The sequence below is a fragment of the Frankia sp. AvcI1 genome (assembly GCF_001420875.1).
GTDB classification, from domain to species: Bacteria; Actinomycetota; Actinomycetes; order Frankiales; family Frankiaceae; genus Frankia; species Frankia alni.
The window spans coordinates 201320-224773 of sequence record NZ_LJFZ01000003.1 but is presented as its reverse complement, the minus strand read 5'-3'; the positions used below and the strand labels follow the sequence as shown (position 1 = coordinate 224773).

Annotated in this window: 11 protein-coding genes and 28 pseudogenes; 9 read left to right on the top strand and 30 right to left on the bottom strand. The window is 73.1% G+C overall.

Annotated features, from left to right (window positions below; all coding sequences use genetic code 11):
- Positions 1 to 76: 76 nt before the first annotated feature.
- The 13 genes and pseudogenes from proC to UK94_RS39810 form a co-directional block, all read right to left on the bottom strand.
- Positions 77 to 874, bottom strand: a complete 798-nt coding sequence (gene proC / locus UK94_RS04730) for a pyrroline-5-carboxylate reductase (RefSeq protein WP_041938825.1) — start codon at positions 872 to 874, stop codon at positions 77 to 79.
- 306 nt (positions 875 to 1180) lie between these two features.
- Positions 1181 to 3202: pseudogene (locus tag UK94_RS04725) on the bottom strand (acyltransferase family protein); the annotation flags it as partial.
- 5 nt (positions 3203 to 3207) lie between these two features.
- Positions 3208 to 3277: pseudogene (locus tag UK94_RS39840) on the bottom strand (hypothetical protein); the annotation flags it as partial.
- 1 nt (position 3278) lies between these two features.
- Positions 3279 to 3522: pseudogene (locus UK94_RS39835) on the bottom strand (acyltransferase); the annotation flags it as partial.
- A 1-nt stretch (position 3523) separates the two neighbouring features.
- Positions 3524 to 4080: pseudogene (locus tag UK94_RS72825) on the bottom strand (hypothetical protein); the annotation flags it as partial.
- Positions 4081 to 4538: 458 nt separating this feature from the next.
- A pseudogene (locus UK94_RS04720) lies at positions 4539 to 5262 on the bottom strand (methyltransferase domain-containing protein); the annotation flags it as partial.
- Positions 5263 to 5340: 78 nt separating this feature from the next.
- Positions 5341 to 6297 carry a sugar phosphate isomerase/epimerase gene (locus UK94_RS04715; RefSeq protein WP_231861669.1) on the bottom strand — a complete coding sequence of 319 codons (957 nt, stop codon included), beginning with the start codon at positions 6295 to 6297 and terminating at the stop codon, positions 5341 to 5343.
- 276 nt (positions 6298 to 6573) lie between these two features.
- Positions 6574 to 6768, bottom strand: a pseudogene (locus tag UK94_RS39825) (Ppx/GppA family phosphatase); the annotation flags it as partial.
- Position 6769: 1 nt separating this feature from the next.
- Positions 6770 to 7707 (bottom strand): Ppx/GppA family phosphatase (locus UK94_RS04710; protein ID WP_235486575.1); only part of this gene is annotated, 938 nt, incomplete at its 3' end.
- Between the two features lie 179 nt (positions 7708 to 7886).
- Positions 7887 to 8211, bottom strand: a pseudogene (locus UK94_RS39820) (response regulator transcription factor); the annotation flags it as partial.
- A gap of 5 nt (positions 8212 to 8216) precedes the next feature.
- Positions 8217 to 8561: response regulator (locus UK94_RS39815; RefSeq protein WP_235486488.1), on the bottom strand; the 345-nt coding region annotated here is incomplete at its 3' end.
- Positions 8558 to 9607 (bottom strand): annotated as a pseudogene (locus tag UK94_RS04700) (ATP-binding protein); the annotation flags it as partial. The pseudogene UK94_RS04700 and the gene UK94_RS39815, both read right to left, overlap by 4 nt.
- 1 nt (position 9608) lies before the next feature.
- Positions 9609 to 9868: pseudogene (locus UK94_RS39810) on the bottom strand (two-component sensor histidine kinase); the annotation flags it as partial.
- Between the two features lie 449 nt (positions 9869 to 10317).
- On the opposite strand from UK94_RS39810, the pseudogene UK94_RS39805 reads away from it, so the two are divergent.
- The 6 genes and pseudogenes from UK94_RS39805 to UK94_RS72820 all read left to right on the top strand — a co-directional run.
- Positions 10318 to 10420 (top strand): annotated as a pseudogene (locus UK94_RS39805) (phosphate transport system regulatory protein PhoU); the annotation flags it as partial.
- A 1-nt stretch (position 10421) separates the two neighbouring features.
- A pseudogene (locus UK94_RS39800) lies at positions 10422 to 10542 on the top strand (phosphate transport system regulatory protein PhoU); the annotation flags it as partial.
- Between the two features lies 1 nt (position 10543).
- Positions 10544 to 10704, top strand: a pseudogene (locus UK94_RS39795) (phosphate transport system regulatory protein PhoU); the annotation flags it as partial.
- A 1-nt stretch (position 10705) separates the two neighbouring features.
- A pseudogene (locus tag UK94_RS39790) lies at positions 10706 to 10847 on the top strand (phosphate transport system regulatory protein PhoU); the annotation flags it as partial.
- 1 nt (position 10848) lies between these two features.
- Positions 10849 to 10905: pseudogene (locus UK94_RS39785) on the top strand (hypothetical protein); the annotation flags it as partial.
- A gap of 1 nt (position 10906) precedes the next feature.
- A partial coding sequence (locus UK94_RS72820) for a hypothetical protein (RefSeq protein WP_268761209.1) occupies positions 10907 to 10965 on the top strand: 59 nt, incomplete at its 5' end.
- A gap of 91 nt (positions 10966 to 11056) precedes the next feature.
- Here the strand turns inward: UK94_RS72820 and UK94_RS39780 are convergent.
- The 4 pseudogenes from UK94_RS39780 to UK94_RS39765 all read right to left on the bottom strand — a co-directional run.
- Positions 11057 to 11319, bottom strand: a pseudogene (locus UK94_RS39780) (2,3-bisphosphoglycerate-dependent phosphoglycerate mutase); the annotation flags it as partial.
- A 1-nt stretch (position 11320) separates the two neighbouring features.
- Positions 11321 to 11545: pseudogene (locus tag UK94_RS39775) on the bottom strand (2,3-bisphosphoglycerate-dependent phosphoglycerate mutase); the annotation flags it as partial.
- A gap of 1 nt (position 11546) precedes the next feature.
- A pseudogene (locus tag UK94_RS39770) lies at positions 11547 to 11685 on the bottom strand (phosphoglyceromutase); the annotation flags it as partial.
- A gap of 1 nt (position 11686) precedes the next feature.
- Positions 11687 to 11786, bottom strand: a pseudogene (locus UK94_RS39765) (histidine phosphatase family protein); the annotation flags it as partial.
- A gap of 657 nt (positions 11787 to 12443) precedes the next feature.
- Here UK94_RS39765 and UK94_RS04685 point away from each other — a divergent pair.
- Positions 12444 to 13601, top strand: a complete 1158-nt coding sequence (locus tag UK94_RS04685) for a folate-binding protein YgfZ (protein WP_041938823.1) — start codon at positions 12444 to 12446, stop codon at positions 13599 to 13601.
- A 22-nt stretch (positions 13602 to 13623) separates the two neighbouring features.
- On the opposite strand, the pseudogene UK94_RS39760 reads toward UK94_RS04685, so the two are convergent.
- The 13 genes and pseudogenes from UK94_RS39760 to UK94_RS04660 form a co-directional block, all read right to left on the bottom strand.
- A pseudogene (locus UK94_RS39760) lies at positions 13624 to 14392 on the bottom strand (transcriptional regulator); the annotation flags it as partial.
- A 1-nt stretch (position 14393) separates the two neighbouring features.
- Positions 14394 to 14973 (bottom strand): annotated as a pseudogene (locus UK94_RS39755) (transcriptional regulator); the annotation flags it as partial.
- Positions 14974 to 15978: 1005 nt separating this feature from the next.
- Positions 15979 to 16528, bottom strand: a pseudogene (locus UK94_RS39745) (ABC transporter ATP-binding protein); the annotation flags it as partial.
- A gap of 1 nt (position 16529) precedes the next feature.
- On the bottom strand, positions 16530 to 17039 hold a 510-nt coding region (locus UK94_RS39740; protein ID WP_235486573.1), incomplete at its 3' end, for an ATP-binding cassette domain-containing protein.
- A gap of 38 nt (positions 17040 to 17077) precedes the next feature.
- Positions 17078 to 17733: pseudogene (locus tag UK94_RS39735) on the bottom strand (ABC transporter substrate-binding protein); the annotation flags it as partial.
- Position 17734: 1 nt separating this feature from the next.
- A pseudogene (locus tag UK94_RS39730) lies at positions 17735 to 17926 on the bottom strand (ABC transporter substrate-binding protein); the annotation flags it as partial.
- A 1-nt stretch (position 17927) separates the two neighbouring features.
- Positions 17928 to 18055, bottom strand: a pseudogene (locus UK94_RS39725) (hypothetical protein); the annotation flags it as partial.
- 1 nt (position 18056) lies between these two features.
- Positions 18057 to 18436, bottom strand: a pseudogene (locus UK94_RS39720) (ABC transporter substrate-binding protein); the annotation flags it as partial.
- 12 nt (positions 18437 to 18448) lie between these two features.
- A pseudogene (locus tag UK94_RS39715) lies at positions 18449 to 18709 on the bottom strand (carbohydrate ABC transporter permease); the annotation flags it as partial.
- A 1-nt stretch (position 18710) separates the two neighbouring features.
- Positions 18711 to 18777, bottom strand: a pseudogene (locus UK94_RS39710) (hypothetical protein); the annotation flags it as partial.
- Position 18778: 1 nt separating this feature from the next.
- A partial coding sequence (locus UK94_RS04665; protein ID WP_235486486.1) for a carbohydrate ABC transporter permease occupies positions 18779 to 19420 on the bottom strand: 642 nt, incomplete at its 3' end.
- A pseudogene (locus UK94_RS39705) lies at positions 19417 to 19709 on the bottom strand (sugar ABC transporter permease); the annotation flags it as partial. The gene UK94_RS04665 and the pseudogene UK94_RS39705, both read right to left, overlap by 4 nt.
- A gap of 1 nt (position 19710) precedes the next feature.
- The coding region (locus UK94_RS04660; protein ID WP_235486485.1) for a sugar ABC transporter permease at positions 19711 to 20319 on the bottom strand (609 nt) is incomplete at its 3' end.
- 470 nt (positions 20320 to 20789) lie between these two features.
- Here UK94_RS04660 and UK94_RS04655 point away from each other — a divergent pair.
- Together UK94_RS04655 and UK94_RS75770 are read left to right on the top strand one after the other, a co-directional pair.
- A complete protein-coding gene (locus tag UK94_RS04655) occupies positions 20790 to 22004 on the top strand; it encodes a DUF349 domain-containing protein (RefSeq protein ID WP_173402674.1) in 1215 nt (404 codons plus the stop codon).
- 354 nt (positions 22005 to 22358) lie between these two features.
- On the top strand, positions 22359 to 23345 hold the full coding sequence (locus tag UK94_RS75770; protein WP_011602185.1) for a helix-turn-helix transcriptional regulator: 987 nt from the start codon (positions 22359 to 22361) through the stop codon (positions 23343 to 23345).
- Positions 23346 to 23454: the final 109 nt, after the last annotated feature.

The window sequence follows — 23454 nt, the reverse complement described above, 5'->3', positions numbered from 1 at the left end:
CGACCGATCTGTTGAGGAAGTTACCGGGCGAGCCTACCCGCCGCGGGGACCAACCACGTCGCGCCCGGTGTCCCGACTACGAACGGCCCAGTTCCCGGGAGCGGTCGGCGGCGGCCTCCAACGCGTCCATCAGCGCCGCGCGCACCCCCCGCCGATCCATCTCCCGCAGCGCCGCGACGGTCGTTCCCGCGGGTGAGGTGACCGCCTCCCGCAGCAGCGCGGGATGCTCGCCGCTCTCGCGCAGCATCCGGGCCGACCCCAGCGCCGTCTGGGTGACGAGTTCCGTGGCCAGCGGCCGCGGCAGGCCGAGCAGCACGCCCGCCTCCACCATCGCGTCGACCAGGTAGAAGAAGTACGCGGGCCCGCTGCCGGACAGCGCCGTGACCGCGTCGAGCTGGGACTCCGCGACCTGGGTGACCCGCCCGACCGGCTCGAGCAGCGCCTGCGCGGCGGCAAGATGCTCCGGCGCGGCGTGGCGGCCGCCGCAGATCGCCGACATCGCCTCCCCGACGAGCAGCGGCGTGTTCGTCATGACCCTGATGACCGGGGGCGACGACGGCAGCCGCTGCTCGATCGCCGCCGTGGTGACCCCGGCCGCGAGCGACACGACCAGTGTGCCGGCCGGGACCACCGGCGCGATCTCGGTCAGCAACGCGGCGACGTCCTGCGGCTTGACCACGATGAGCAGCACGTCGGCCTTGGCCGCCGCGGCCGTCGGCGGGTGCACCTCGACGCCGTGGCGGGCCGCGATCTCGGCGGCCCGGCCCGCGTCCCGCTCGGCCACGACGACGTCCCCGGGCGCGTGCCCGGAGCCCAACAGGCCGGACAGCACCGCCCCGCCCAGCCGCCCCGCCCCCATGACCGCAACGATCATGACCGTCCTTCCCTTCCGTCCGCTTCGACCTGGAGGGTACGGCCCGATCGGGCGAGGCCAGGTACGCGGGTCACCCCGGATCCGGGATGCCCGGATCAGCGGCCCCTGCGGGGCACGCCCCCGTCGCCGGACCACCGGTCGTACCCGCCGTGGCGCCCGCCCTCATCGCCCCGAAGACGACCGTCGGTCGTGCCGCGCCCGGGATCGGGACCCGCGGCAGACGGCCAGCCGCCGCCCACCCCGCGGTCGTGGCCGGCGCCGTCGGCGTAGCCGCGTCGGTCCGGATCATGCCCGGGGTGAGCGAGNGGGTCACGCGGCGGGTGGGAGTCGTACCCCTGCACCCGGGGCCGCTCGTCCGCGTCGAGCCCCGGCCCCGGCCCGTACCCGGATCCCGGCCCGAAGTGCGGCTCCTCGAGATAGGCATGGTCCACGTAGGCGGGCCCGACCGGCGGCGGGGTCGGGCCGGTGAGCGGGTCACCACCCAGACCGTGGTAACCGCCTGCGCCGCGGTAGTCCGCCGAAACGCCATACCCCGCCGCCGAGGCGTCGGAGACCCCGGGAGCGCCACGACCTCCCGAAGCGCCATGACCTCCCGAAGCGCCGTAGCCTCCCGAAGCGCCGTAGCCTCCGCCAGGAGCGCCGTGATCGGCCGAAGGGCCGTAGCCCGCCGCAGCGCCATAGTCGGGCGAAGAGCCGTAGCCTCCGGCGGCGCCGTAGCCTCCGGGAGCGCCGTAGCCGGCCGTTGAGCCGTAGCCTGCCGGAACGCCGTAGCCGGCCGGAACGTCGTAGCCGACCGACGGGCCGTAGTCGGCCGGAACGCCGTAGCCGTCGGGATCCTCGTGCTCCCCGACGCTGCTGTAACCGCGCTGACCAACGGTGCGCGGTGGCCAGGTCCGGTCGGCCGTCGTGGCCGCGTAGCCGGCACGGGGGCGCGCGTACCCCTCGTCGATCCAGACGTCGGCATCGTCGCCGGCGTCCGGCTCCGCGAAGCCCGGCAGTCCTCCCCCGCGCGGATCGGGAACCGGGCGGCCGCCCGGTTCCCGGTCGTGGAAGCCGGGCGGTTGCTGCTCGCCCCAGCCTCGGCCGCCACGATCCTGGACGGCACGTTCCTGGGCGCCAGGATCCTGGGCGGCGTCGTGCCATCGCGGGTCGGGACGGGTACCGGGTTCGGGGCCCGCGGCACGCCCGACCGGCTGCGGGTATCGCCGGTCGGGCGCGCTCGGTTCGCCGCGGTCCGGGCGGCCGCTGCCGTATCCCGCGTCGACGTACCCGGAGTCGGCGAGCGGGGCGTCAAGGAGGTCGGGGTCGGCATACCGGGCATCGCCGCGCCTGTTGCCACCGGTGCGATGGCCGGCGGCGGCCCGGCCGGCGTTGCCCGGGAGTACCAGCCGGGCGGTGTCCTCGTCGCGGCCGGTGTCCTCGGACCGCCAGTCCTTTTCGATCCAGCCATCCCCCTCGAGCGGACCAGCCCCCTCGAGCGGACCAGCCCCCTGGAGTCGGCCGGTCTCCTCAGGCCGGCCGGTGGCCTGGGACCGTCCGGTCGGCTCGGGCGCGGGGCGGCCGGCGGAGCTCTTCGTCGTCGCCGGTCCGCGCGGGGTGTCCGCCCACGTGGGGCGGGCCCGCTGCGCGGGTTTCTCGACGAACCGGTTCGAGAAGTAGGCGATGAACGTGCTGGCGGCGGCGGCGCACACCACCGAGGGCCACAGCCCGATCCGGGGTACGAGCTGACCGTTGGCCGCCGAGATGACCGGGTAGTGCCACAGGTAGATACTGAAGGTGATCTTGCCGAGGAAGGCCATCCGCGGGCTGCCGAGCAGGCGGACCCAGGCGGTGTCCCGGCGCAGGTCCGCGCTGAGGATGACGATCGCACCCAGCAGGGCGCTCGGGATGTACGCCGCATGATCGAGCCAGTTGGCCTCGTGGGTGTCCTTGTTCGGCCCGAGGAAGGCGAAGAGGATCAGCCCGATCCCGGCCAGGAGGCCGAGATCGGCGATGCGCCGCCCCACCGTCCAGCGCTCGACGGCGGCCGAGGTGACCGGCGTGACCCTGCTCCCCGGCTGCGGGGAGTGCCGGCGGCGGCGTCCGCCCGTGGGCGGGTCGGCGACCGGCTCCTCCTCGGCCAGGGCACGCAGCCGGGCGTCGCGCCAGACGGCGAGCAGGCAGCCGATCAGCAGCGGAGCGACGTGGGTGTCGAGCGCCAGGTACACCCGCGAGTGCGGCGCGCCGCCGCTGGCGACGGTGTACGTCCAGACCGCGCACACCACGATCATCGCGAGAAGAATTTTGATCAGGTGCGGCCGTAGCCGCGCGGACCGGGAGACGAGCAGGNACANCCCCGGCCACAGCAGGTAGAACTGCTCCTCCAGCGACAGTGACCAGACGTGGGCCAGCCAGCGACCGCCGNCCGCCGGGTGCACCACCTTGTACCAGTTGTTGACGTTGAAGAACGCAGACAGCGCGCTGCCGATGTAGTCGTCCCGGAAGGGGACGTCGTTCCATTTGAACGCCACCGTGACGGCGAGCCCGACGAGCAGGTAGACCCACATCGCGGGCATGAGCCGGTAGGCACGCCGGACCAGGAATCGGCCCAGGGAGATCGTCCCGGTCCGACTGCGCTCGGCCAGCAGCAGCGCGGTGATGAGAAATCCNCTGAGCACGAAGAAGACGTCGACCGCCACGTTGCTGGCGTGGATGGCGCCCATGTGGCCGGCAAGGATGATGTAGATGCAGACGACCCGCAGCCCGTCGAGGGCCGGGTTGTAGGCAAACTTCGCCGCGGCGTCCGCGGACGAGGCTCCGGCCTGCCGGGCCGGCGCCGAGGAACGCGGCGGAGGCTGGGCGCCGCGCCGTGGGCCGGTGCCGTCGTCCGCCCCGCCACGCTCGCGTCCGGCCCGCACCTCCCGCGCCCCCGGGCTGGATGCGCGCGGACTGGACGGGCGCGGATCGGACGAGCGCGGATCCCCCGTTCGGGGGTTCCCCCTACGTTCATCCCCCGAATACGGGTCCCTCGTGCGCCGGTCCGCCGTATACAGATCCCCGGTGCGCCGATCCCCGGAGCGCCGGTCTCCCGTACGCCGATCTACGGTGGGCCGCCGATCTCCCGCGCGCTGATCGCCCGTGCGCCGGTCCCCGGAGCGCCGGTCCCCGGAGTGCCGATCCCCTGTGCGCAGGTCTCCGGAACGCAGGTCTCCGGAGCGGGGGTACATCGCCCCGGTCTCCGTCTGCCAGGAGGTCATCGGGCCGGTCGCCGCCGCCCAGGAGTCCGCCGCTCCAGCCTGTTCCGGACCACGCCGCATGATGACCGTCGCCTCCTCTACCGGAACGCCGGCGGTCGGCGTCCGACTCAGGGGNGACCTGTGGCGCCGGGACGGGCCGGACGCGGCGCTGCCAGCCACGCACGGGTCCGCCCATCAGGGTCAGATCAGCATGCGGTACCCACAACACTGCGCTTCGCCAACAAAGTTGGACACCACCCCCGCGAACGCCGCAAGACTAACGGACCAGTAAATCTGGGGCGAGTCGGGTACTCAGTCCCGAAAACGACAGGAGAGCCTCCTGTACCCACAGTATCCGATACATTACATATAGGACATAGAGGGCGGCAGGGCGTCACCAACCGGTCCGGAAATGCGCACCGAGCCGCCCGCGGACGGCCGCGCGCGGCTCAGCCCTCCGGCGTCCGCGCAATCACCAGCAGGGTGCGAAAGGGCTCGACGACGACACCGTCGGGAAAGGCCCGAAGCATGGTCCGACGCTCGGCGTCGAGAAAGTCCTCGAGGCGATCACCGATTGCCGCGACGTACGACTTCGAGCGCAGCCACGTGAGGTAGTCGTCCATTCCGATGCGCCGCTGCCAGCGCCCGGTCAGGGTGACGACCTCGCTGAAGTGGCCGGTCCAGCGCAGCTCGTCGGCGAACGGGCGGGTGCGGTATTCGCGCCGGTAGCCGGGGCTCATCCGTTCCAGCCGTTCCTGCTGACGCTGCCACCAGCGGAACTCCGCCGCGTCGACATCGTTCCACCAGACGGCGATCGCGCCGCCCGGGCGCAGCACCCGCGCGGCCTGCGCCGCGGCGACCGGCACGTCCACCCAGTGCCAGGCCTGCGCGTAGCAGACCAGGTCGGCGATCCCCGCCCGCAGCGGCAACGCCTCCCCGTCACCCCGGACGGCGGGCACACCCGGGCTGCGGTCAAGCAGCCGGGCGAGCATGCTCGGGCCGGGTTCCACCGCGACGACGCGCGCGCCGCGGGCGAGCAACAGCCGGGTGGCGATGCCGGTGCCGGCACCCACGTCGATGACGTCCGTCCCCGCCAGCGGACGGCCCAGAACTCTTTCGATATCGCCGAACACATGCTCGGGATAGCTCGGCCGGGCGGCGGCGTAGGCGTCCNCCAGCGGGTCGAACAACGAGCCGGTCGGGGTCCGTCCTCGGGACATGCCACCATGGTGGCGACCAACCGCCCGCGTGTCAGCCGTAGGTGTGGTGAAGTCCTGCTGTGGACGGCGCGGCAAAGTGCAGCCGGGTGAACGCGAGCGCCTCGGCCAGGTCGGCCTCCCGCTGCGCCCGCGACTCGGCGCGTCGCGTGTTGATCTCGACGACGATCGTCCCGTCGAAACTGCCGCCGGCCAGCAGTTCGAGCAGTTCGGCGCAGGGCTGCGTGCCGCGGCCGGGGACGAGGTGCTCGTCCTTGGCCGATCCGAGGCCGTCGGCCATGTGCACGTGGACCAGCCGCTCCCCGAGGATGCCGGCCAGCGCGATCGGGTCCGAGCGCGACACGCTCGTGTGCGACAGGTCAAGGGTGACGTGGGCGTAGTCGTCCTCGACCGGCGACCAGTCCGGCGCGTACGCGGACACCTCCCGGCCGCGGGCACGCAGCGGAAACATGTTCTCCACCGCGAACCGCACGGCGGTCTCCCCGGCCATCCGCTCGATGCCCGTCACGAACTCCCGGGCGTAGTCCCGCTGCCAGCGGAACGGCGGGTGGACGACGACCGTCGGGGCGCCGAGCGTCTCGGCGACGGTGCGCGCCCGTACCAGCTTCGCCCACGGGTCGGTGCCCCAGACCCGCTGGGTGAGCAGCAGGCACGGTGCGTGGATCGCCAGGATGGGGATGCCGTGGTAGTCGACCAGTCGGCGCAGCGCCTCCGGGTCCTGACTGACCGGGTCCGTCCAGACCATGATCTCGACCCCGTCGTAGCCCAGCCGCGCCGCCATCTCGAAGGCGGACGCCGTGGACTCCGGATAGGTCGACGCGGTGGACAGCGCCACCCGCGCGCTCGGCGGAGCGGGGGCGGGGGCGGGGGCGCCGCGGGGCAGGACGACCGCGGACCGGGGGGCCCGGGCAACCGCGCGCGCGGGCGCGTGCGCCGCGGGGGCGGCCCGCTCCGGCGGAACCTGGGCGGCTGCCATCGCGGCCGGCGGCACCGGCCACGCATCCTCACGCGACGCCTGCAAACCATCTCCCTGCCGTACGGATCGGGAACCGGCCTGCTCGACCGTTCCCCTCATCCAGGCTAGGCCATCTTCGCGAAGCCGCTCGCTTCCATGCCCGGCTGACGAGGGTACGTACCCCCATATCGCACGTGACAACGGCAACATCCCGTCATCGTGACGCTACCGCGTCCCGCCCGCAACAGGACAAGTACCCCTATGCCCCGCGCCCACCGGCCCCGCGGCGCCGCCCCCTTCCGCAGGTCCGCCTCAGGCCGAGGTGAGCCAGTCGAGGCGGCGCAGGATGACGCCTTCCCGCAGCGCCCAGGGGCAGATCTCCACCTCGTCGATGCTGAACAGGTCGAGCGCCTCGGCCGCGACGACGGCGCCGGCGACGAGCTGTCCCGCCCGCGACGCGGAGACGCCCGGCAACCCGGCCCGCTCCTCGACCGGCATCCGGGACAGNCTCGCCAGGACCTCGGCGAGATCGTCGCGGCGCAGCACCCGGCGGGTGTACGGCCCGCGGCTGTAGGGCTCGGCGCCGGCGATGCGCGCCAGCGAACGGAACGTCTTCGACGTCGCCACCGCCCGGGTGTGCTCGCCGAGGTGGTAGATCGTGCCGACGACGGGCGCGATCTGGGCGCGCACATAGCGCCGCAGCTCGGCGAGCTCGGCCCGCTTGGGTGGGTCGTTGTCGGCCAGCCAGTCCCGGCTGAGCCGGCTCGCGCCCAGCGGCAGCGAGGCGACCACCTCCGGGTCCTCGTGCATGCCGGCGCCGATCTCCAGGGAGCCGCCGCCGATGTCCAGGGCCAGCAGCCGCCCGGCGCTCCAGCCGAACCAGCGCCGCACGGCGAGGAAGGTGAGCCTGGCCTCCTCCTCGCCCGGCAGGACCCCGATCGCGATCCCGGTCGCCCCCTTGACCCGGTCCAGCACCTGCTCGCCGTTGGTCGCGTCGCGCAGCGCCGAGGTCGCGAAGGCGGCCAGATCGTGCACCCCCAGGGCGTCCGCCTGCTGGCGCATGTCCAGCACGCAGGCGGTCAGGTCCTGCTCGCCGGCGGGCCCGAGCGACCCGTCGGCGTCGAGCAGCTCGACCAGCCGCAGCGGAGCCCGCACGCTGGCCGCCGGCTGCGGCTGACCGCCGCGATGGGCGTCGACGACCAGCAGATGGACGGTGTTCGAGCCGATGTCGATCACGCCGAGCCGCATCGGACCGGGATGGGACCCGGCCGGCAGTGGGCTCACGTCGACCGCGGGCCGCGCGGGCACCGACCCGGACGGGCCACCGACCACCGCCACGGTCGCATCGACCACACTGACCGACCCGGCCGACCCCACCGACCCGGCCGACCCCACCGACCCGGTCGGCCCGACCGCGCCGACCGGCCCGACCTCGGCGGCGTCCAGGGCCTCGACGGCCTGCCGGCCATCGGGCGCCTGGCGGTCTCCCGCGGCGTCCCCGCCCTGCGCTCCAGGCTCGGCGCGAGAGGTCNCACGGCCGGCCCCGAGCGGGAACCACCCTGTCGGACGCACGCCACCGAGCACCTGAACACCGCCCCCTCCGACCGCGACCTACCTGATCACGNCTCGAACTTGTAACCCAGGCCCCGCACGGTCACCAGATGCCGCGGATTCCCGGGTTCGCGCTCAATCTTCGTCCGCAGCCTCTTGACATGTACGTCCAGGGTCTTCGTGTCACCCACGTAGTCCGAGCCCCACACCCGGTCGATCAACTGACCCCGCGTGAGTACCCGCCCGGCGTTGCGTAGGAACATCTCGAGGAGTTCGAACTCCTTGAGCGGGAGGGTGACCATGCTGCCGTCGACCGTGACGACGTGCCGTTCGACGTCCATCCGGACCGGCCCGGCCTCCAGGGTGGCCTCCGCGACCTCCTCCGTCTCCGACCGGCGGNGCANCACGGCCCGGATCCGGGCGACGAGCTCGCGGGCCGAGAACGGCTTGGTGACGTAGTCGTCCGCGCCGAGTTCCAGGCCGAGCACCTTGTCGATCTCGCTGTCCCGCGCGGTCAACATGATGATCGGCACGCTGGACCTGGTCCGCAGCGTGCGGCACACCTCGGTGCCGGACAGGCCGGGCAGCATGAGGTCGAGCAGGACGAGATCGGCGCCGCGCCGGTCGAACTCGGCCAGCGCACTGGGGCCGTCGGCGACGACCCCGACCTCGAAGCCCTCCCGTTCCAGCATGAAGGACAACGCATCGGAGAAGGACTCCTCGTCCTCGACCACGAGCAGCCGGGTCACCTGTTCGCTCCCCCTGTCACATCGGACGGACCGGCCGACCCGGACCGCTTCCTGGCCCCGCCGGGGCGGCGCGCCGCCCCGGCGGCCTTGCTTCCGCCACCGCCGCCGGCACCACCAGTACCGCCACCGCCACCGCCACCACCGGCACCGGCACCGGCACCGGCACCGGCACCGGCGATGATGTCGGGATGGTCACCCGGCGCGCCCTCCACGTCAGGGACCTCGGAGCCGGCCGCCGCCGCAGTGAGGCGGTCGGTGAGGGTGAACGACTGCGTCGGACCGGTGAACAGCGGCAGCCGCAGGGTGAACGTGGACCCCGCGCCCTCCGCGCTCCACACGGTCACCGACCCACCGTGATTGGTGGCGATGTGCTTGACGATCGCGAGGCCCAGCCCCGTCCCGCCCGTCGCCCGCGAGCGGGCCGGATCCGCGCGGTAGAAGCGTTCGAAGACCCGCTCGAGGTCCTTCTCCGCGATCCCGATGCCCTCGTCGGCGACCGAGATCTCCACGGTCATCCCGCTGCGGCGCACGCCGAGCACCACCCGGGTGCCGTGCGGCGAGTAGCTGATCGCGTTGTCCAGAAGGTTCGCGACCGCGGTGACGAGCTGGCCCTCGTCGCCGAGCACCTGCAGCTGGCCGTCGCCGATCACCGCGATGGAGATGGCCTGCGCCTGGGCGACGAGCCGGGTGCGGTCCACCGCCTCGGCGAGCAGCGCCGCCGTCGGCAGCGGCCGCAGATCGGGCAACGGTTCGGCGCCCTGCAGCCGGGACAGGTCGATGATCTCCTGCACCAACCGGGCGAGCCGGGCCGACTCGTGCGTCATCCGGGAGGCGAACCGACGCACGGCCACCGGGTCCTCGCTCGCCGCGGCGACCGCCTCGGCGAGGACGTGCAGCGCTCCGACCGGCGTCTTGAGCTCGTGGCTGACGTTGGCGACGAAGTCCCGCCGCACCGCCTCGACCCGGCGCGACTCCGTGATGTCATCCAGGATGACGGCGACATGACCGGACGAGTCCAGCAGGCGGGCCCGAGCGCGGACGGCCACNCCCTCCTGGTCGGGCCGGGGCCGGGTCAGCGGCGGCTCGGGCACCGGGGGCAGGTCGATCTGGCGCTCCCGGGCACTGCCCGCCCCCCGGGTCGCCCGCACCAGCTCGGCCAGCTCCACCACCGCGAGCTCGTCGGAGTCGACCACGCCCATCCGCCTGGCGACCGTGTTGACCAGGACGACCCGGTCGCTGGTGTCCAGGACGATCAGGCCGATCGGCAGACCGGAGATGACCCGTCGGACCAGCTTCGCGGGCAGCATCGTTCCGCCTTCCGTGCCCCCGTCGGGGCCGGTTGGCGGGGCGCTGCTGCCGGGTACCACCGTCATCGTCCATCCATCGTGTCGGGCCGCCCGGTAGGCGGGGGCGGCTCGGTGTGGTGTGCACCGGTTGTCACGGCATCCGCCGACCTGTCACCCACTCGCCGCATGCTAGGTGCCTGCGCGCCGCCCGGGCATCGCTCCGCAAGCCTCCACCGCCGATGGTCGCCAGTTGTTCATCGGACCTATCGTCGATGTTCACCGGACCGCGAGAGGTGCGCATCATCGTCGAGGTTCGGCGCGACACAGCGCCGTCATCGCGATCGCGGCGATTCGTCCCATAGTTCGGTTCGTTCGGTCCACGCCCCATCCGACAACCGCCCCCTCCCGACAGCCGCCCCCACCACCCCACAGCCGCCCCTCGGCCCACTAGCGAACAGGAGGAGCCGTCCGTGCGGGACGCCTTCACCGATGAACTCGAAAGCATCAACCAGTCCCTGATCGAGATGACCAACCTGGTCGCCTCGGCCATGGCCCGGGCGACGACCGCCCTCCNCGACGCCGACCTCCAGCTCGCCGAGAACGTCATCAGCGGGGACGAGACCGTCGACCTGCTGCGCAACGAGATCGAGGAGCGGGCGTTCGACGTCATGGCGCGCCAGGCGCCGGTCGCCACCNACCTGCGGATGATGGTCACCACCCTGCGGATGGTCGCCGACCTGGAGCGGATGGGCGACCTGGCGCTGCACGTGGCGAAGGTGGCGCGCCGCCGGTACCCCGGCCGGGCGGTCCCGCCGGAGCTGCGCGGGACCCTGCTGGAGATGGGTCAGGTCGCGCAGNGGATCGTCGCGAAGGCCGGTTCGGTGATCGCCAGCCGGGACACCGAGCTCGCCAAGCAGCTCGAGTCGGACGACGACGCGATGGACGGGCTGCACCGCACCCTGTTCCGGGTGCTGATCGAGAAGCCCTGGCCGCACGGCATNGAGGCCGCGATCGACATCACCCTCTGCGGCCGCTACTACGAGCGGTACGCCGACCACNCCGTTTCCGTGGCCCGCCGGGTGATCTACCTGGTCACCGGGGACATCGCCTCGTCCTGACCGGCGCCCGGTCCGGCGACTCCCCCGGGACGACGCGCCAGGCCCGCGCGGGTACCGCGGGCCTGGAGGCTGATCGTCGTTACCTTTTCCGTTACTTCTTCCCCTGGGCGGCGACGGCGGCCGCAGCACTCGCGGCCGCATCCGGGTCGAGATATCCCGAGCTCAGCACGCCCAGGTCGTCGTCGAGCTCGTACCGCAGCGGGATGCCGGTCGGGATGTTGAGCCCGGCGATGTCGGTGTCGCTGATGTGGTCGAGGTGCTTGACCAGGGCTCGCAGCGAGTTGCCGTGCGCGGCCACCAGGACCGTGCGGCCGGCCCGCAGGTCCGGCACGATCGCGTCGTACCAGTAGGGCANCATGCGGGCGACGACGTCGGCGAGGCACTCGGTGCGCGGGATGAGGTCGGGGGCGAGATCGGCGTAGCGCTCGTCCACCCCGCTGACCTGCTCCGGACCGATCTCCGGCGGCGGCGTGTCGTAGGAGCGCCGCCAGAGCTGGAACTGCTCCTCGCCGAACTTCTCCAGCGTCTCGGCCTTGTTCAGACCCTGCAGGCCGCCGTAGTGCCGTTCGTTCAGCCGCCANCTCCGGCGGACCGGTACCCAGGTCCGCCCGGCGGCGTCCAGCGCCAGCCAGGCGGTGCGGATCGCCCTGGTCAGCAGGGACGTGTGCACCACGTCGGGCAGGACACCGGCCTCGGCCAGCAGCTCACCGCCGCGGGTGGNCTCCTTCAGGCCCTTCTCGGACAGGTCGACGTCCACCCAGCCGGTGAACAGGTTCTCGCGGTTCCAGTTGCTCTCACCGTGGCGGAGCAGGACGAGGGTCNTCATACCCGAGATCCTGCCTGTTCGCCCGGGCCCTCGGCCAGCATTGCCGGTTCCCACCGCCGACCCGCCGGATCGCCGCCGGTCGCAGCCGGGTTCGGCGGATGCGCCAGACCCACCGAAGGGGCCGGGCCCCAGGTCGGACGCCGCCGCCCGGGTCGAGCAGCGGGGCCGCGGCGGGCGGCGGGTCCACTGCGACAGGTCGTTGGCAGCGGGTCGGCTGCGGCGAGGTCTCCTGGGGCCAGACATGAAGCGACCCCCGGGCGCTCCGCCGCCGCTGGAAGCGGTGGCGGGCCGTCGGGACTTGTCGACGGCGCCCGGGGGTCGGGTGATCTGCCTGGTACTCGCCGGTGCCGGTGCCCGTGGGGCCACCCGGCTAGAGGTGAGGACCACGAGACCGGCTAGCGGACAGTCACCTCACGAGTCCTATGAGCATACAAAGTTTGGACCACCTCCCTTCTCGTGTACCGCAGACGCTACGCGGCCGGGCGGCCACCTCGCAACGGCTTTTTTGGACGCGTCGATGGGATGCTCGCGACACTCCGTTCGGGAACACGGCAAGCCGCCGCCGGCCGCCGTGCTTCGGCGGCGATCGCGTCGGCCCAGCCGGGCCGTGAGGGCGGCCCCGGGCCCCGAGGGGGGACCTAGACTCGACGGTATGACCTCTGGGTCCACCCCGAGCACCACAGCCACCCGATCCCCGCTGCTCGACCTGCCCGGCGCGGTGCCGGCGGCCGGCGACGACGCGACCGTCGCCGCCCACTACGGCGATCCGCTGCGCGAGCAGCGCGCGCTGCGCGACGGCGCCGCCCTCGTCGACCGGTCGCACCGCGAGGTGGTGCGCATCGGCGGCCCGGACCGGCTTTCCTGGCTGCACAGCATCACCTCCCAGCACCTGTCCGGGCTGGGCGCGCTGCGCGGCAGCGAGGCGCTGGTGCTGTCCCCGCAGGGCCACGTCGAGCACCATCTCGTCCTCGCCGACGACGGCACGGCCACCTGGGTGGACGTGGAGCCCGGCACGGCCGCCGGGCTGCTGCGTTACCTGGAGTCGATGCGCTTCCTGCTCCGGGTGGAGCCGGCGGACGTCAGCGCGCGGACGGCGGTGCTCAGCGTGGTCGGACCGGCCGCGGTGCCCACCGTCGCCGCGGCCCTCGGCGGTGCCGATCTGGACCTGCCCGAACCGCTGGCCCTCGAGCCCACCGGCGCGCCGGTCACCGGCCCCTACCCGGTGGCCCGAGCGGCGGACGGCACGCTGGTCCGCCGGATGGCATACGGCGTCGATCTGCTCGTCGACCGGGCGACGCTCGCGGCGACGGCCCAACGGCTGCTCGCTGCCGGCGCGGTGCCCGCCGGCCTGTCCGCCTTCGACGCCCTGCGGATCGCCGCCCGCCGGCCGCGGCTGGGCCGGGAGACCGACCATCGCACGATCCCGCACGAGGTGGGCTGGCTCGCCGACGCGGTGCATCTGGACAAGGGCTGCTACCGCGGCCAGGAGACGGTGGCCCGGGTGCACAACCTGGGCCGTCCGCCGCGCCGGCTCGTCCTGCTCCACCTCGACGGCACCGTGGCCGCCCCGGGTTCGGCGGTGACGGCCGACGGGCGCGAGGTCGGTTTCGTCGGCACCTCCGAGATGCACGAGGAGCTCGGCCCCATCGCCCTGGCGATCGTGAAGCGTTCGGTGCCCGCGGGCGCCGCCCTCGTCGTCACCGACCCCGACGGCGCCCCCGTCGCCGCCGCAATCGACCCGGACGACGACGACGCCAGCGCGGCGGCCGCGCCGAAGCGCCCGGCGGGCCGGCTGCTGCGCTCCCCCTGACGGTCCCGGCCCTGACCTGCGCTCAGGCGGTGCGCGAAAGGACCTGGTCGAGTTCGCGCGCCTCCGGGTCGGAGCTGTGCCGGCGCAACCGGCGCCGCAGCTCGTCGGCCCGGCGGGCGTTGCGCTTGGAGCGCGTCGCCTCCAGCATCGGCATCGCCTCCCGGGTCAGCGCGCAGCCGTGCTCGACGTTGCCCAGGTCGATCTGCAGGGCGGCCCGGCGCAGCAGGTAGGTCGCCCGGTCCCGGGCCCGCGAGGTCGGCAGCATCGTCAGGGATCTCTCCAGCCACCGGTCGGCCTGCGCGAGATGACCGAGATCGATGTAGCAACTGCCGATCTGGGCGTGGTACTCGCCGTCGTCGAAGTAGTCGGCCCAGGCCGGGTCCTCGGGCCGGGCGGCGTCCATCGCCTCCTCCGAACGGGCCAGTGCCTCCGCGCACGCGCCGGCCTCGCCGAGCGCGGCGTGGGCGCGGGCGCGCCGCATGTGCAGCATGGCGCCGACCCGGCCGCTGGCGCCCCCGATGCTGGTCACGGCGGCCTCCGCGAGATCCACCGCCTCCCGCGGACGGGCGAAGTCGACGCACTGCAGCGACATGTTCTTCAGCACGTTCGCGCCGAGCATCCGGTCACCACCGGCGTGCGCGGAGTGCAGCGCGGTGATCCAGTAGCGTTGGGCGGCGGTCTGGAAGCCGGCGTCGAAGGAGACCCAGCCGGCGAACCGGGCGAGCTCGGCCGCGACCACGTGCAGGTGACGGCCGACCTGCTCGGTGTAGGACCCGCGAACCAGCAGGTCCNCCACCACCCCGAGCTCGGCGTCGACCAGGCGGCGGACGCTCTCGCCACCGAGGCGCTCGTCCATCACCCGCAGGCCGGGGATGTTGTGTTCGATCCGGTTCACGATCTGATCGTCGACTCGTCCGCCGTTCAGCGCGGCGGACAGCCGGCTGGGCTCCAGGCCGAGCCACTGCGTCGCGAGCTCCGCGACGCCGACCCCGGTGATGGTGAGGAAACCGCGCCGGTCGGAGAGGGCGTCCTCGACGACGTCCATGATCGCCGTGATGCCGCCGGCCGGCGTCCACGGGTACTCGGTGCGCACGGCGTCACCGGTCGGCAGCCAGGCCGGCCACGGATGCGACTCCAGCCGGTCGTTCGGGACGCCGAGTTCGGCGGCGAGGGCGAGCTGGGAGACCCGGTCCGGGACGACGCCGCGGTGCTCCCAGCGCCAGACCTTCTGGCGCTCGGCCGCCATGTTCGCCACCCCGAGGTCACGGGCGCGACGGGCCACCACACGGGCCAGTCGCTGATAGGACCAACCACGCTGCGCGCGGACGAATGCGAGCGGATGTGTGCAGGCGTGCGCGTTATCCGTCAGCATCGACGATCTCCTCGAGTCGGAACTCCTGGGTCAAATCTGTGAGCGCCCACTGACGCTATGTCGCGACATCCTGGTGTCCATAGTGATGACCCCGGTGCGATGCGTGCACAGAGGTCACGGCCGGACCACTGGGGGCCTTGATTGCACGGATGTCGCCGGGGACTGCCCGGACATCCGGGCGTCATGTCCAGTTCTCCAACATTGCGGCCATGNGGCCGCGACCTGGGGCCCCATCCGGTCAATACGGGCACGGATGCCATCTTCGACGCATCCTGGTCACATGCGCCTATCCTCGTTTTACCCGACGGAATCCGAGGACCAGGACTCGGTCGGACACCATGTGCGCGATGGGCGTTTGACAGACAGCAAAGCACAGTGAGCGGCGCGCCGTCACCCATTTTGAGAAACGACGCGACCCGTGACCAGAATCCGCATCAACCGCAATACAATTAGCCGACGACGACGATTCCAGGTCGAGATGTCCTTCGTTCCCGTGGAAACGCCGTCAGGCTCTCGCAGTCCACGTCGCGGACCGCACCGCCCAGCGCGGGCACGACGGATCGTCCATGGTCACGTCCGCGTCCCGGCCTCGGTCTCGGCCGGGCAACAACCGACAGTCATCACCGCGGCGGCGAACGAGGATCGTGCCGAGNCCTGGCACGGTTCCCGGCCCGGAAACCGTGCCCACCCCTCGGCACGACGGCGGCCCTGCTGCTGCGTCGTGACCATCGGTGGAGATCGAGGTCCTTCCGGCACGCCGCGGGCTCAGGCGTCCGTGGTCACGGGAGTGATCGCAGCGCCAGTCCCGGCAGCAGCGGTCAGGGATGGTCGAGGCGGTCGCCGTCGGGCGCGAAGTAGGTGAGTGCCGACGTCGGAGCCCGGAGCACCACGAAGGCACCGGGGGTCAGGGCGAGGGCGGCGTTCACGCGGACGGCGAGCACGCCGGCGCGCGTGCGGACGTGGACGGTCCGCTCCGCCCCCAGCCGCTCGGAGACGACGACCTCNCCCGACAGTCGCAGCTGCTCGGAGCCGCCCACCCCGCGCAGGCTGCCGGGCTGCTCGGGAACGCCGACGTCCAGGCTGCCGCCGTCCAGGCCGCCCACGCCTGGGGTGCCGACGCCTGGGGTGCCGACGCCCGGGGTGCCGACGCCCGGGGTGCCGACGCCCGGGGTGCCGACGCCCGGGGTGCCCGCCCCCGGGCTGTCGACGTCCAGGGCGCCGAGGTCCAGGGTGAGGTGCTCGGGCCGGACGCCGAAGGCCGCCGCGCCCGCGGGCGCCGGCACGTCGAAGCCGTCGGCGCGCAGGCGGCCGTCGTGCCAGTGGCCGTCCCAGACGTTCATCGGCGGGCTGCCGACGAAGGCGGCCACGAAGCGGGTGGCGGGCCGGTCGTAGATCTCGTCGGGGGTGCCGATCTGCTGCAGGCGGCCCTCGCCGAGGACGGCGACGCGATCCCCCACGGCCATCGCCTCGGCCTGGTCATGGGTGACGAACAGCGCGGTGGTGCCCAGGCTGCGCAGCAGGCCGACGATCTCGACCCGTAGTTCGACCCGGAGCTNGGCGTCGAGGCCGGACATGGGCTCGTCGAGGAGGATGACGCGCGCTCGGGTCGCCAGGGCCCGCCCGATCGCGACCCGCTGGCGCTGGCCGCCGGACATCTGCGGGGGACGGCGGCCGGCCAGCTCGGCGATGCCGAGCATGGCGAGCGTCTCCCGGGCCCTTGCGACGGCGGCAGCCTTCGGCAGGCCGCGGCCGTGGCGCAGGGCGAGCGTCAGGTTGTCCAGCGCGGACTTGTGCGGGTAGAGCGCGAAGTGCTGGAACACCATGGAGACGTCCCGGCGGTGCGGCGGGAGGCCGAGCTGGCTGGTCCCGTCGAAGCGCACGTCGCCGGTGGTCGGCTCGTCCAGCCCGGCGCAGATCCGCAGCAGCGTCGACTTTCCCGAGCCCGACGGCCCGAGCAGCGCGACGATCTCCCCGGCCGCGACCGTGAGCGAGACCTCGTGCAGCGCGTGCACGGAGCCGAACGAGCGGCCGATCCGGTCGAATTCGATCGGCACGCCGGTGACCATCCCGAGCGGGAGATCGGGCCTGGCGGGGGCCGGGGCGCTCACCGGGTCAGCTCCACGGCCTCGGCCTGCGCCGCGGCCAACGTCTTCGCCGGGTCCTCGCCCCTGACGATGCGCAGCACCTGGTCAGACAGCGCGGTCGGCAGCTCGCCGCCGCGGGCCCCGCCCCACGCGGGCGCCTTGACCAGCGAACCGGTGAGCGCGAGGAAGGGCTTCAGCTGCGGGTAGGTGTCGTAGAACGCACCGAGCTGACTGGCGGCCTGGGTGTCCACCGGGATGTAGCTGAGCGCCTCCGTGCTCGCGACCACGACGTCCGGGGACAGCAGGGAGACGACCAGCTCGGTCGCCATCTCCCGCTGGCAGCGGTCCGTGGCCAGGACGGTCAGCGCGTTCCCGCCGGCGACGGGATGCTGGGTGCCGCCGGGCAGGGTCGGGAACGGGATGGCGCCGGCCCGGAATCCCTTCGCTCCCTGCCCGGCGATGAACTTCAGCCCGCCGGCGAGCGAGGCGACCGTGACCGCCGTCATCGCGGTCTGCTTGCGGATGCCGAAGCGCAGCAGCCCCTGCTGGGTCGGGTCGGTGGACTGCGGGCCGTAGGTGCCGACCTTCGCCAGGAACTCCGCGGCCTCCTGCGCCGCCGGGGTGGTCAGCGCCGGGCGGCCCGAGGCGTCCTGGATCGGGGTGCCCTTGGAGCTGGNCAGCGTGTTGAGGATCCACTGCCCGAACTGCTGGCCGGTCGGCAGGTCGATCGGCTGCACGTTCTGTCCGGATGCCTTGATCTTGTCCGCGGCGGCGAGCACGCCGGCGGTGGTGGTGAGGGTGGCGGGGTCGACGCCGGCCTTGGTCAGAACGTCGAGGTTGTAGACCAGGGCGAGCGAGGAGACCTGCTGNGGGATCCCGATCTGCTTGCCGCCGACGGTGCCGAGGCCGAGCAGGCGCTGGTCGTAGGAGGCGCGCAGCAGCCGCGGGGAGAGCTCCTGGGCGCCGAGCTCGCGGGCGAAGACCGGCAGCAGGTCGAANCCGGCGACCGCGACGTCGACGGAGCGGCCTGCCGACCGGTCGGCGCTGATCTGCTGGACGAGCGCGGTGTAGTCGGGGGCGGTGGTGTTCAGGTCCACGGTGAGGCCGGGATGGGCCTTCTCCATGTACGCCTTGCCGGACTTCGCCACGTCGTTGAGGGTGCCGACCGCGGCCATCCGCAGGGTCTTCACCTTGGCGGCGCATTCCGGGGACGCCGTCGCGCCGGCCACGTTGTCGACGCCCGCGGCGGCGGAACGCGCGGTGGGACGCAGGCTTTCCGCCGGGTTCGCCGGGCCGGAGTCACCGCCTCCGCCGCACGCCGTCAACGTGAGCATGGTGACCGCCACGGTCAGGGGCAGCAAGCGGCGGATGCGGATCACGCGTTGTTCCTCTCAGGCACCGGCGCCCGTGCCGGTGATCCCGGCGGCGAGACGGCGTTGGGCGACGACGAAGACGGCCAGCGACGGCAGGCTGATGACCAGCGCCGCAGCGGCGAGCTCGGCGAAGTCGGGGATGATCGACGAGGAGTCCGTCAGCAGGCGGGCAAGGGCGAGCGGCGGGGTGGCGATGCCGGGCGACCGGGCGACCAGCAGCGGCCACAGGTACTCGTTGTAGGAGAGCAGAAAGCTGAACACGGACACCGAGGCGATCGCNGGCGCCGCGAGCGGCACGATGATCGAGCGTAGCGTCCGCCAGGTGCCCAGGCCGTCCATCCGCGCGGNGTCGAGGACCGACGCGGGAATGGTGGTCATGTACTGGCGGAGCATGAAGATCATGCCGGCGTGGGTCATGAACGGCAGCACCAGGCCGACGCGGGTGTCGGCGAAGCCCAGCGCGGAGATCGTCACGTAGTTCGGCACCGCGGTGACCTGCGCGGGCACGAGCAGCGTGGCCAGCACCACGGCGAACAGGCCGGTGCGCCCGCGAAAGCGCAGGCAGGCAAAGGCGTAGGCGGCGGGGACGGCCGTGGCGAGCTGGAGCGCGAGGATCGCGAGGCTGACCCCGACGCCGGTGAGCAGCGCGGGTCCGAGGTCGCCGGCGTGCCAGGCCTGGTCGAACGAGTGGAACTGCACCCGCGACGGGATGGGGTTGGAATCGAGCGCGAGGGCGGTCTGCGGAGGGCCGATCGCGGTTCGCAGCATCCAGACGAACGGCAGGACCGCGACCACGATGCCGACGGTGAGCAGGGCGAGGCGCGCGAGGGTCGCGGCGCCCGGCAGCCGACGACGCGGTCCCGCCGCGCGGGCCGCGCGTGTCCGCAGGGCGGCCGGGCCGCGGTGGCGGGCCGGTGGTCCGGCCGGGGCAGGCGGGCCGGCGGGGACGGATGGGCCGGCGGGGGCGCCGCTGCTGGTCCCGGCGGTCACGCGGCGGCCTCCCGCGCCCGCCGGATACGCCGCCCGAGCAGCGCTCCGCCGGCGCCGAGCGCCACGATGACGACGAGCAGCAACAGAGCGATCATCGAGGCGTATCCGATGCGGAACGATCCGGTGAAACCGACCTCGTAAATGTAGTAAATGATGGTGGTGCTCGAATCGAGGGGGCCGCCCTTGGTGAGAACGGCGACCGTCTCGAAGGTCTGCAGCGTCAGGATTGTCACGAAGACACCCAGGAAGACCGTGGTGGGCGCCAGCAGCGGCAGGGTGATGTGGCGCANCCGGGCGAATCCGCGGATGCCGTCGACGTCGGCCGCCTCGTAGACCGAGCGCGGGATGGTGGTCAGGCCGGCCAGGTAGACGATGAACACAAAGCTGGTCAGCCGCCAGGCCCCGACGAGGGCGACCACCGGCAGGGCGGTCGAGGTGTCGCCGAGCCAGTCGACCGGCGCCACCCCGAACAGACCGACCACCGTGTTCGCGAATCCGTCGGGACTGCTGTCGAACATGTACGCGAACACCACCGCCATCGCGACGATGTTCGCGCTGACCGGCAGGAACAACGCGAAACGCACCAGGGCACGGCCGTGGGTCACCCGCTCCGCGGCCAGCGCCAGTGCCAGCCCGATCGCGACCGCGGGAATGACCGTGATGAGGCAGTACAGGAGGGTGTTGCGCACGGCCCCGCCGAGGTCGCCATCGGAGAAGGCGGTGCGGGCGTTCGCCGTGCCCACCCAGCTGAAACGCGGACCGGTCAGCGTCTTGTCGGTCCCCGCCACGAAGGCCGAGACCAGGGCGGGCCCGATGACGAACACGCCGAGCCCGACGAAGGCGGGCGCCAACAACGCGCCGACCCGCCAGCCCACCCGGCCGCCACCCACCCCGGTCATCCACCCATCCCGCTCATCCGCCCGCCGCGCATCACCCACGCACCGCGCATCATGCACGCACCGCGCATCATGCACGCAGGGCGCACCATCCACAGACGGCGCACCATCCACGGACGGNGCACCATCATCCCTGCGCGGCGCATCACCCATGCACCCCACTCGTCACGGTTACGCATCTTGGCCCCACCCGTGCCGGGATGCCTAGACCGGGGTCGGGCCACCGCAGGAACAACCGGTGCCTACCTGTGACCCTCCGGTCCGCGAGCCGCCGATCGGGGCAGNGGACGGACCGGGTCCACGGGTGCGTGGACGGACGCCACCAGCGGGCATCGGCGCCCCGCGTTCCGGATCCCGACGCGCTGCGGCGGTGCGGGCACCGATTCACGGTGTCCGGATACGTGGCGGCCGTCCCCTCCGCGGCCAACGCCTNCAAGAATGACAGGAAACGTCAGTCGATCTTCGGGAACACGATGAGTGACCGCAGCGAATCCGGCCAAGCGTCCGCCTGGGGGCGCGTCGCCGAGGACGGCACCGTCTTCGTTCGCACGGCGAGCGGTGAGCGCGCCGTCGGATCGTGGCGGGCCGGGAGCCCCAGCGAGGGCCTGGCCCACTTCGAGCGCCGCTACGACGATCTGAGTGCCGAGGTCGTGCTGTTGGAACGGCGGTTGACCCTCAGCGGGGTCGATCCGGGCGGGATCGCGGGCAGCGCCCGCCGGCTGCTCGACTCCCTCGACTCCGCCGCCGTCGTCGGTGATCTCGACGCCCTGCGTGCCCGGCTCGAGACCGTCCTCGCGGGCACCGAGGAGCGGCGCACCGTGCTCGCCGCCGAGCGGGCCGAGCGGACCGCCCGGATCGCCGCGGCCAAGGAGGAGCTGGTCGCCGAGGCCGAGCGGCTCGGCCGCAGCTCGGAATGGAAGACCGCCGGCGAACGCTTCCGCACTCTCGCCGAGGAGTTCCGGGCCGTCGGGTCCCTGGACAAGCGCACCGACTCGGCGCTGTGGCGGCGCATCACCGGCGCCCGCGAGGAGTTCACCCGCCGGCGCACCGCGCACTTCGCCGCCCTGGACACCCAGCGGGCCCGCTCGCGGGAGCGGAAGGAGGCGATCATCGCCGAGGCGGAGGCGCTGGTCGAATCCTCCGACTGGGCCGGCACGACCGCCCGCTACCGAGCTCTGCTCGCCGACTGGAAGGCGGCCGGCCGGGCGGCCAAGGACGTCGACGACGCGCTGTGGAACCGGTTCCGCGAGGTGCAGGACGTCTTCTTCAGCCGGCGCAACGCCGCGAACGCCGAGCGGGACGCGGAGCTGCGGGACAACCAGGTCCAGAAGGAGAAGCTGCTGGCCGAGGCGAGCGCGCTCGACCCGACCGACACCGAGCGCTCGCTGCGGCGCCTGCGCGAACTGCAGGACCGGTGGGACGAGATCGGCCGGGTTCCCCGCGAGACGGCCGGCACACTCGAACGCCAGATGGCGGCGATCGGCGACAGGCTGCGCGAGGCCGCGGACGCCCGATGGGCGCAGCGTTCCATCGCCGCGTCGCCCTTCGTGACCAGGCTGCGAGAATCCGTCGCCAAGCTGGAGGCCAAACTCGCCCGCGCCCAGGCTGCCGGGCGCACCAAGGAGATCGCCGAGACCGAAGCCGCGTTGGCCACCCAGCGCGCGTGGCTGGCCCAGGCCGAGAACTGACCGTCCCAAGGCCATCCGAGCCCAGGGCCATCCCGCCCTGGTCCGGACTTCCGCGTCTCGGGCGGTTACGGGGGTTACGGGGGTTACGGGGGTCGCCGCCCGCCCGCCCGCCGATCGCCCGCCAGGGCAGGCGGACATCGGGTGCCCGTCGGGCGGAGCGACCCAAAGGTGCTAACTCGCGCGCTTGCCAGAGTTAGCACTCGGACGTATCGTCGATCGCGTTGACGTTGCGTTGTGCCGGGCTCCCCGTCCCGGTGGCCGAGCGCCGATCACCGTCGGCCGCGTCCTCGGCGCGGGGTGCCCGCAGCGGTCGGGCGGCGCCCGACCCGTCCGTCGAAGGAGGCGTGTGACCCGGTGGCGGCCCTGAATGTTCGCGATCTCGGCGATTTCATCCGGGATCAGCGGCGCGCCGCGCAGATTTCCCTGCGTCAACTCGCCAAGCAGGCGGGGGTGAGCAACCCTTACCTCAGCCAGATCGAGCGAGGTCTGCGCCGACCGTCCGCGGAGATTCTCCAGCAGATCGCCAAGGCGCTGCGCATCTCCGCCGAGGTGCTCTACGTCCAGGCCGGGATTCTGGAGGAACGGCACGGCGGTGAGGACGTCATGGCGGCGATCCTCGCGGACGATTCCCTTTCCGAGCGGCAGAAGCAGGTGGTGCTCGACATCTACGAGGCGTTCTGCACGGAGAACGCCGTCGCCGCCCGAGCCGGCGCGGCGACCGGCGGGCCGGCCGCGGGCGGAGCCGGTACCCGCGTGGATGACGACTCCGGTGCGGAGGAAGCGTCCGGTGCGGACGACGACACCGTCGCGGAGGCGAGCGCCGGCGGCGCAGCGGGCGACGTGCCCGTCGCCGGTGGCGACGCCACCGCCGGTACGAGGGTGACGGCGACGGCGAAGACCCGCCCCGCGGGTACCGCTCGGCGGCGGCCTGCCAGTCGTCGCGCCGCTGCCGAGGCGGCGCAGGACGCTCTGGGCGCGGCCGTGCCGGCCGACGACGCGGCGGCGCAGCCGGCCATCGCGGAAGCGCCGAAGCGCCGTAGCCCCAAGCGGGCGACGGCGACCACCCGCGGCGGCTCGGCGGGAGCCGGGCGCACCAGGTCGGCCGGCGGCACCTCGTCGACCGCAGCCACCACCCGCACCCGTCGCCGCACCGCCACCCCGTCGACCGCCCCCGGCCCCGACACCAGTCCCGGCCCCGACACCACTCCCGGTTCGGACACCACTCCCGGTGCCGACACCACCACCGGCTCGAAAGGCACCACCGGCTCGAAAGGCACCACCGGCTCGACCGCCGCCCCTGGACCCGACACGGACGGGTCCGCCGGAGCAACCGGCGCCTGACCTGCTCCCGGGCCTTCGCCCCCCGCCGGACGACAGCGTCTCACCGGCACCGGCACCGGCACCGACCCGCTCGGCCGCGGCCAGAGCGGCGGATCCGTCGCCACGACAC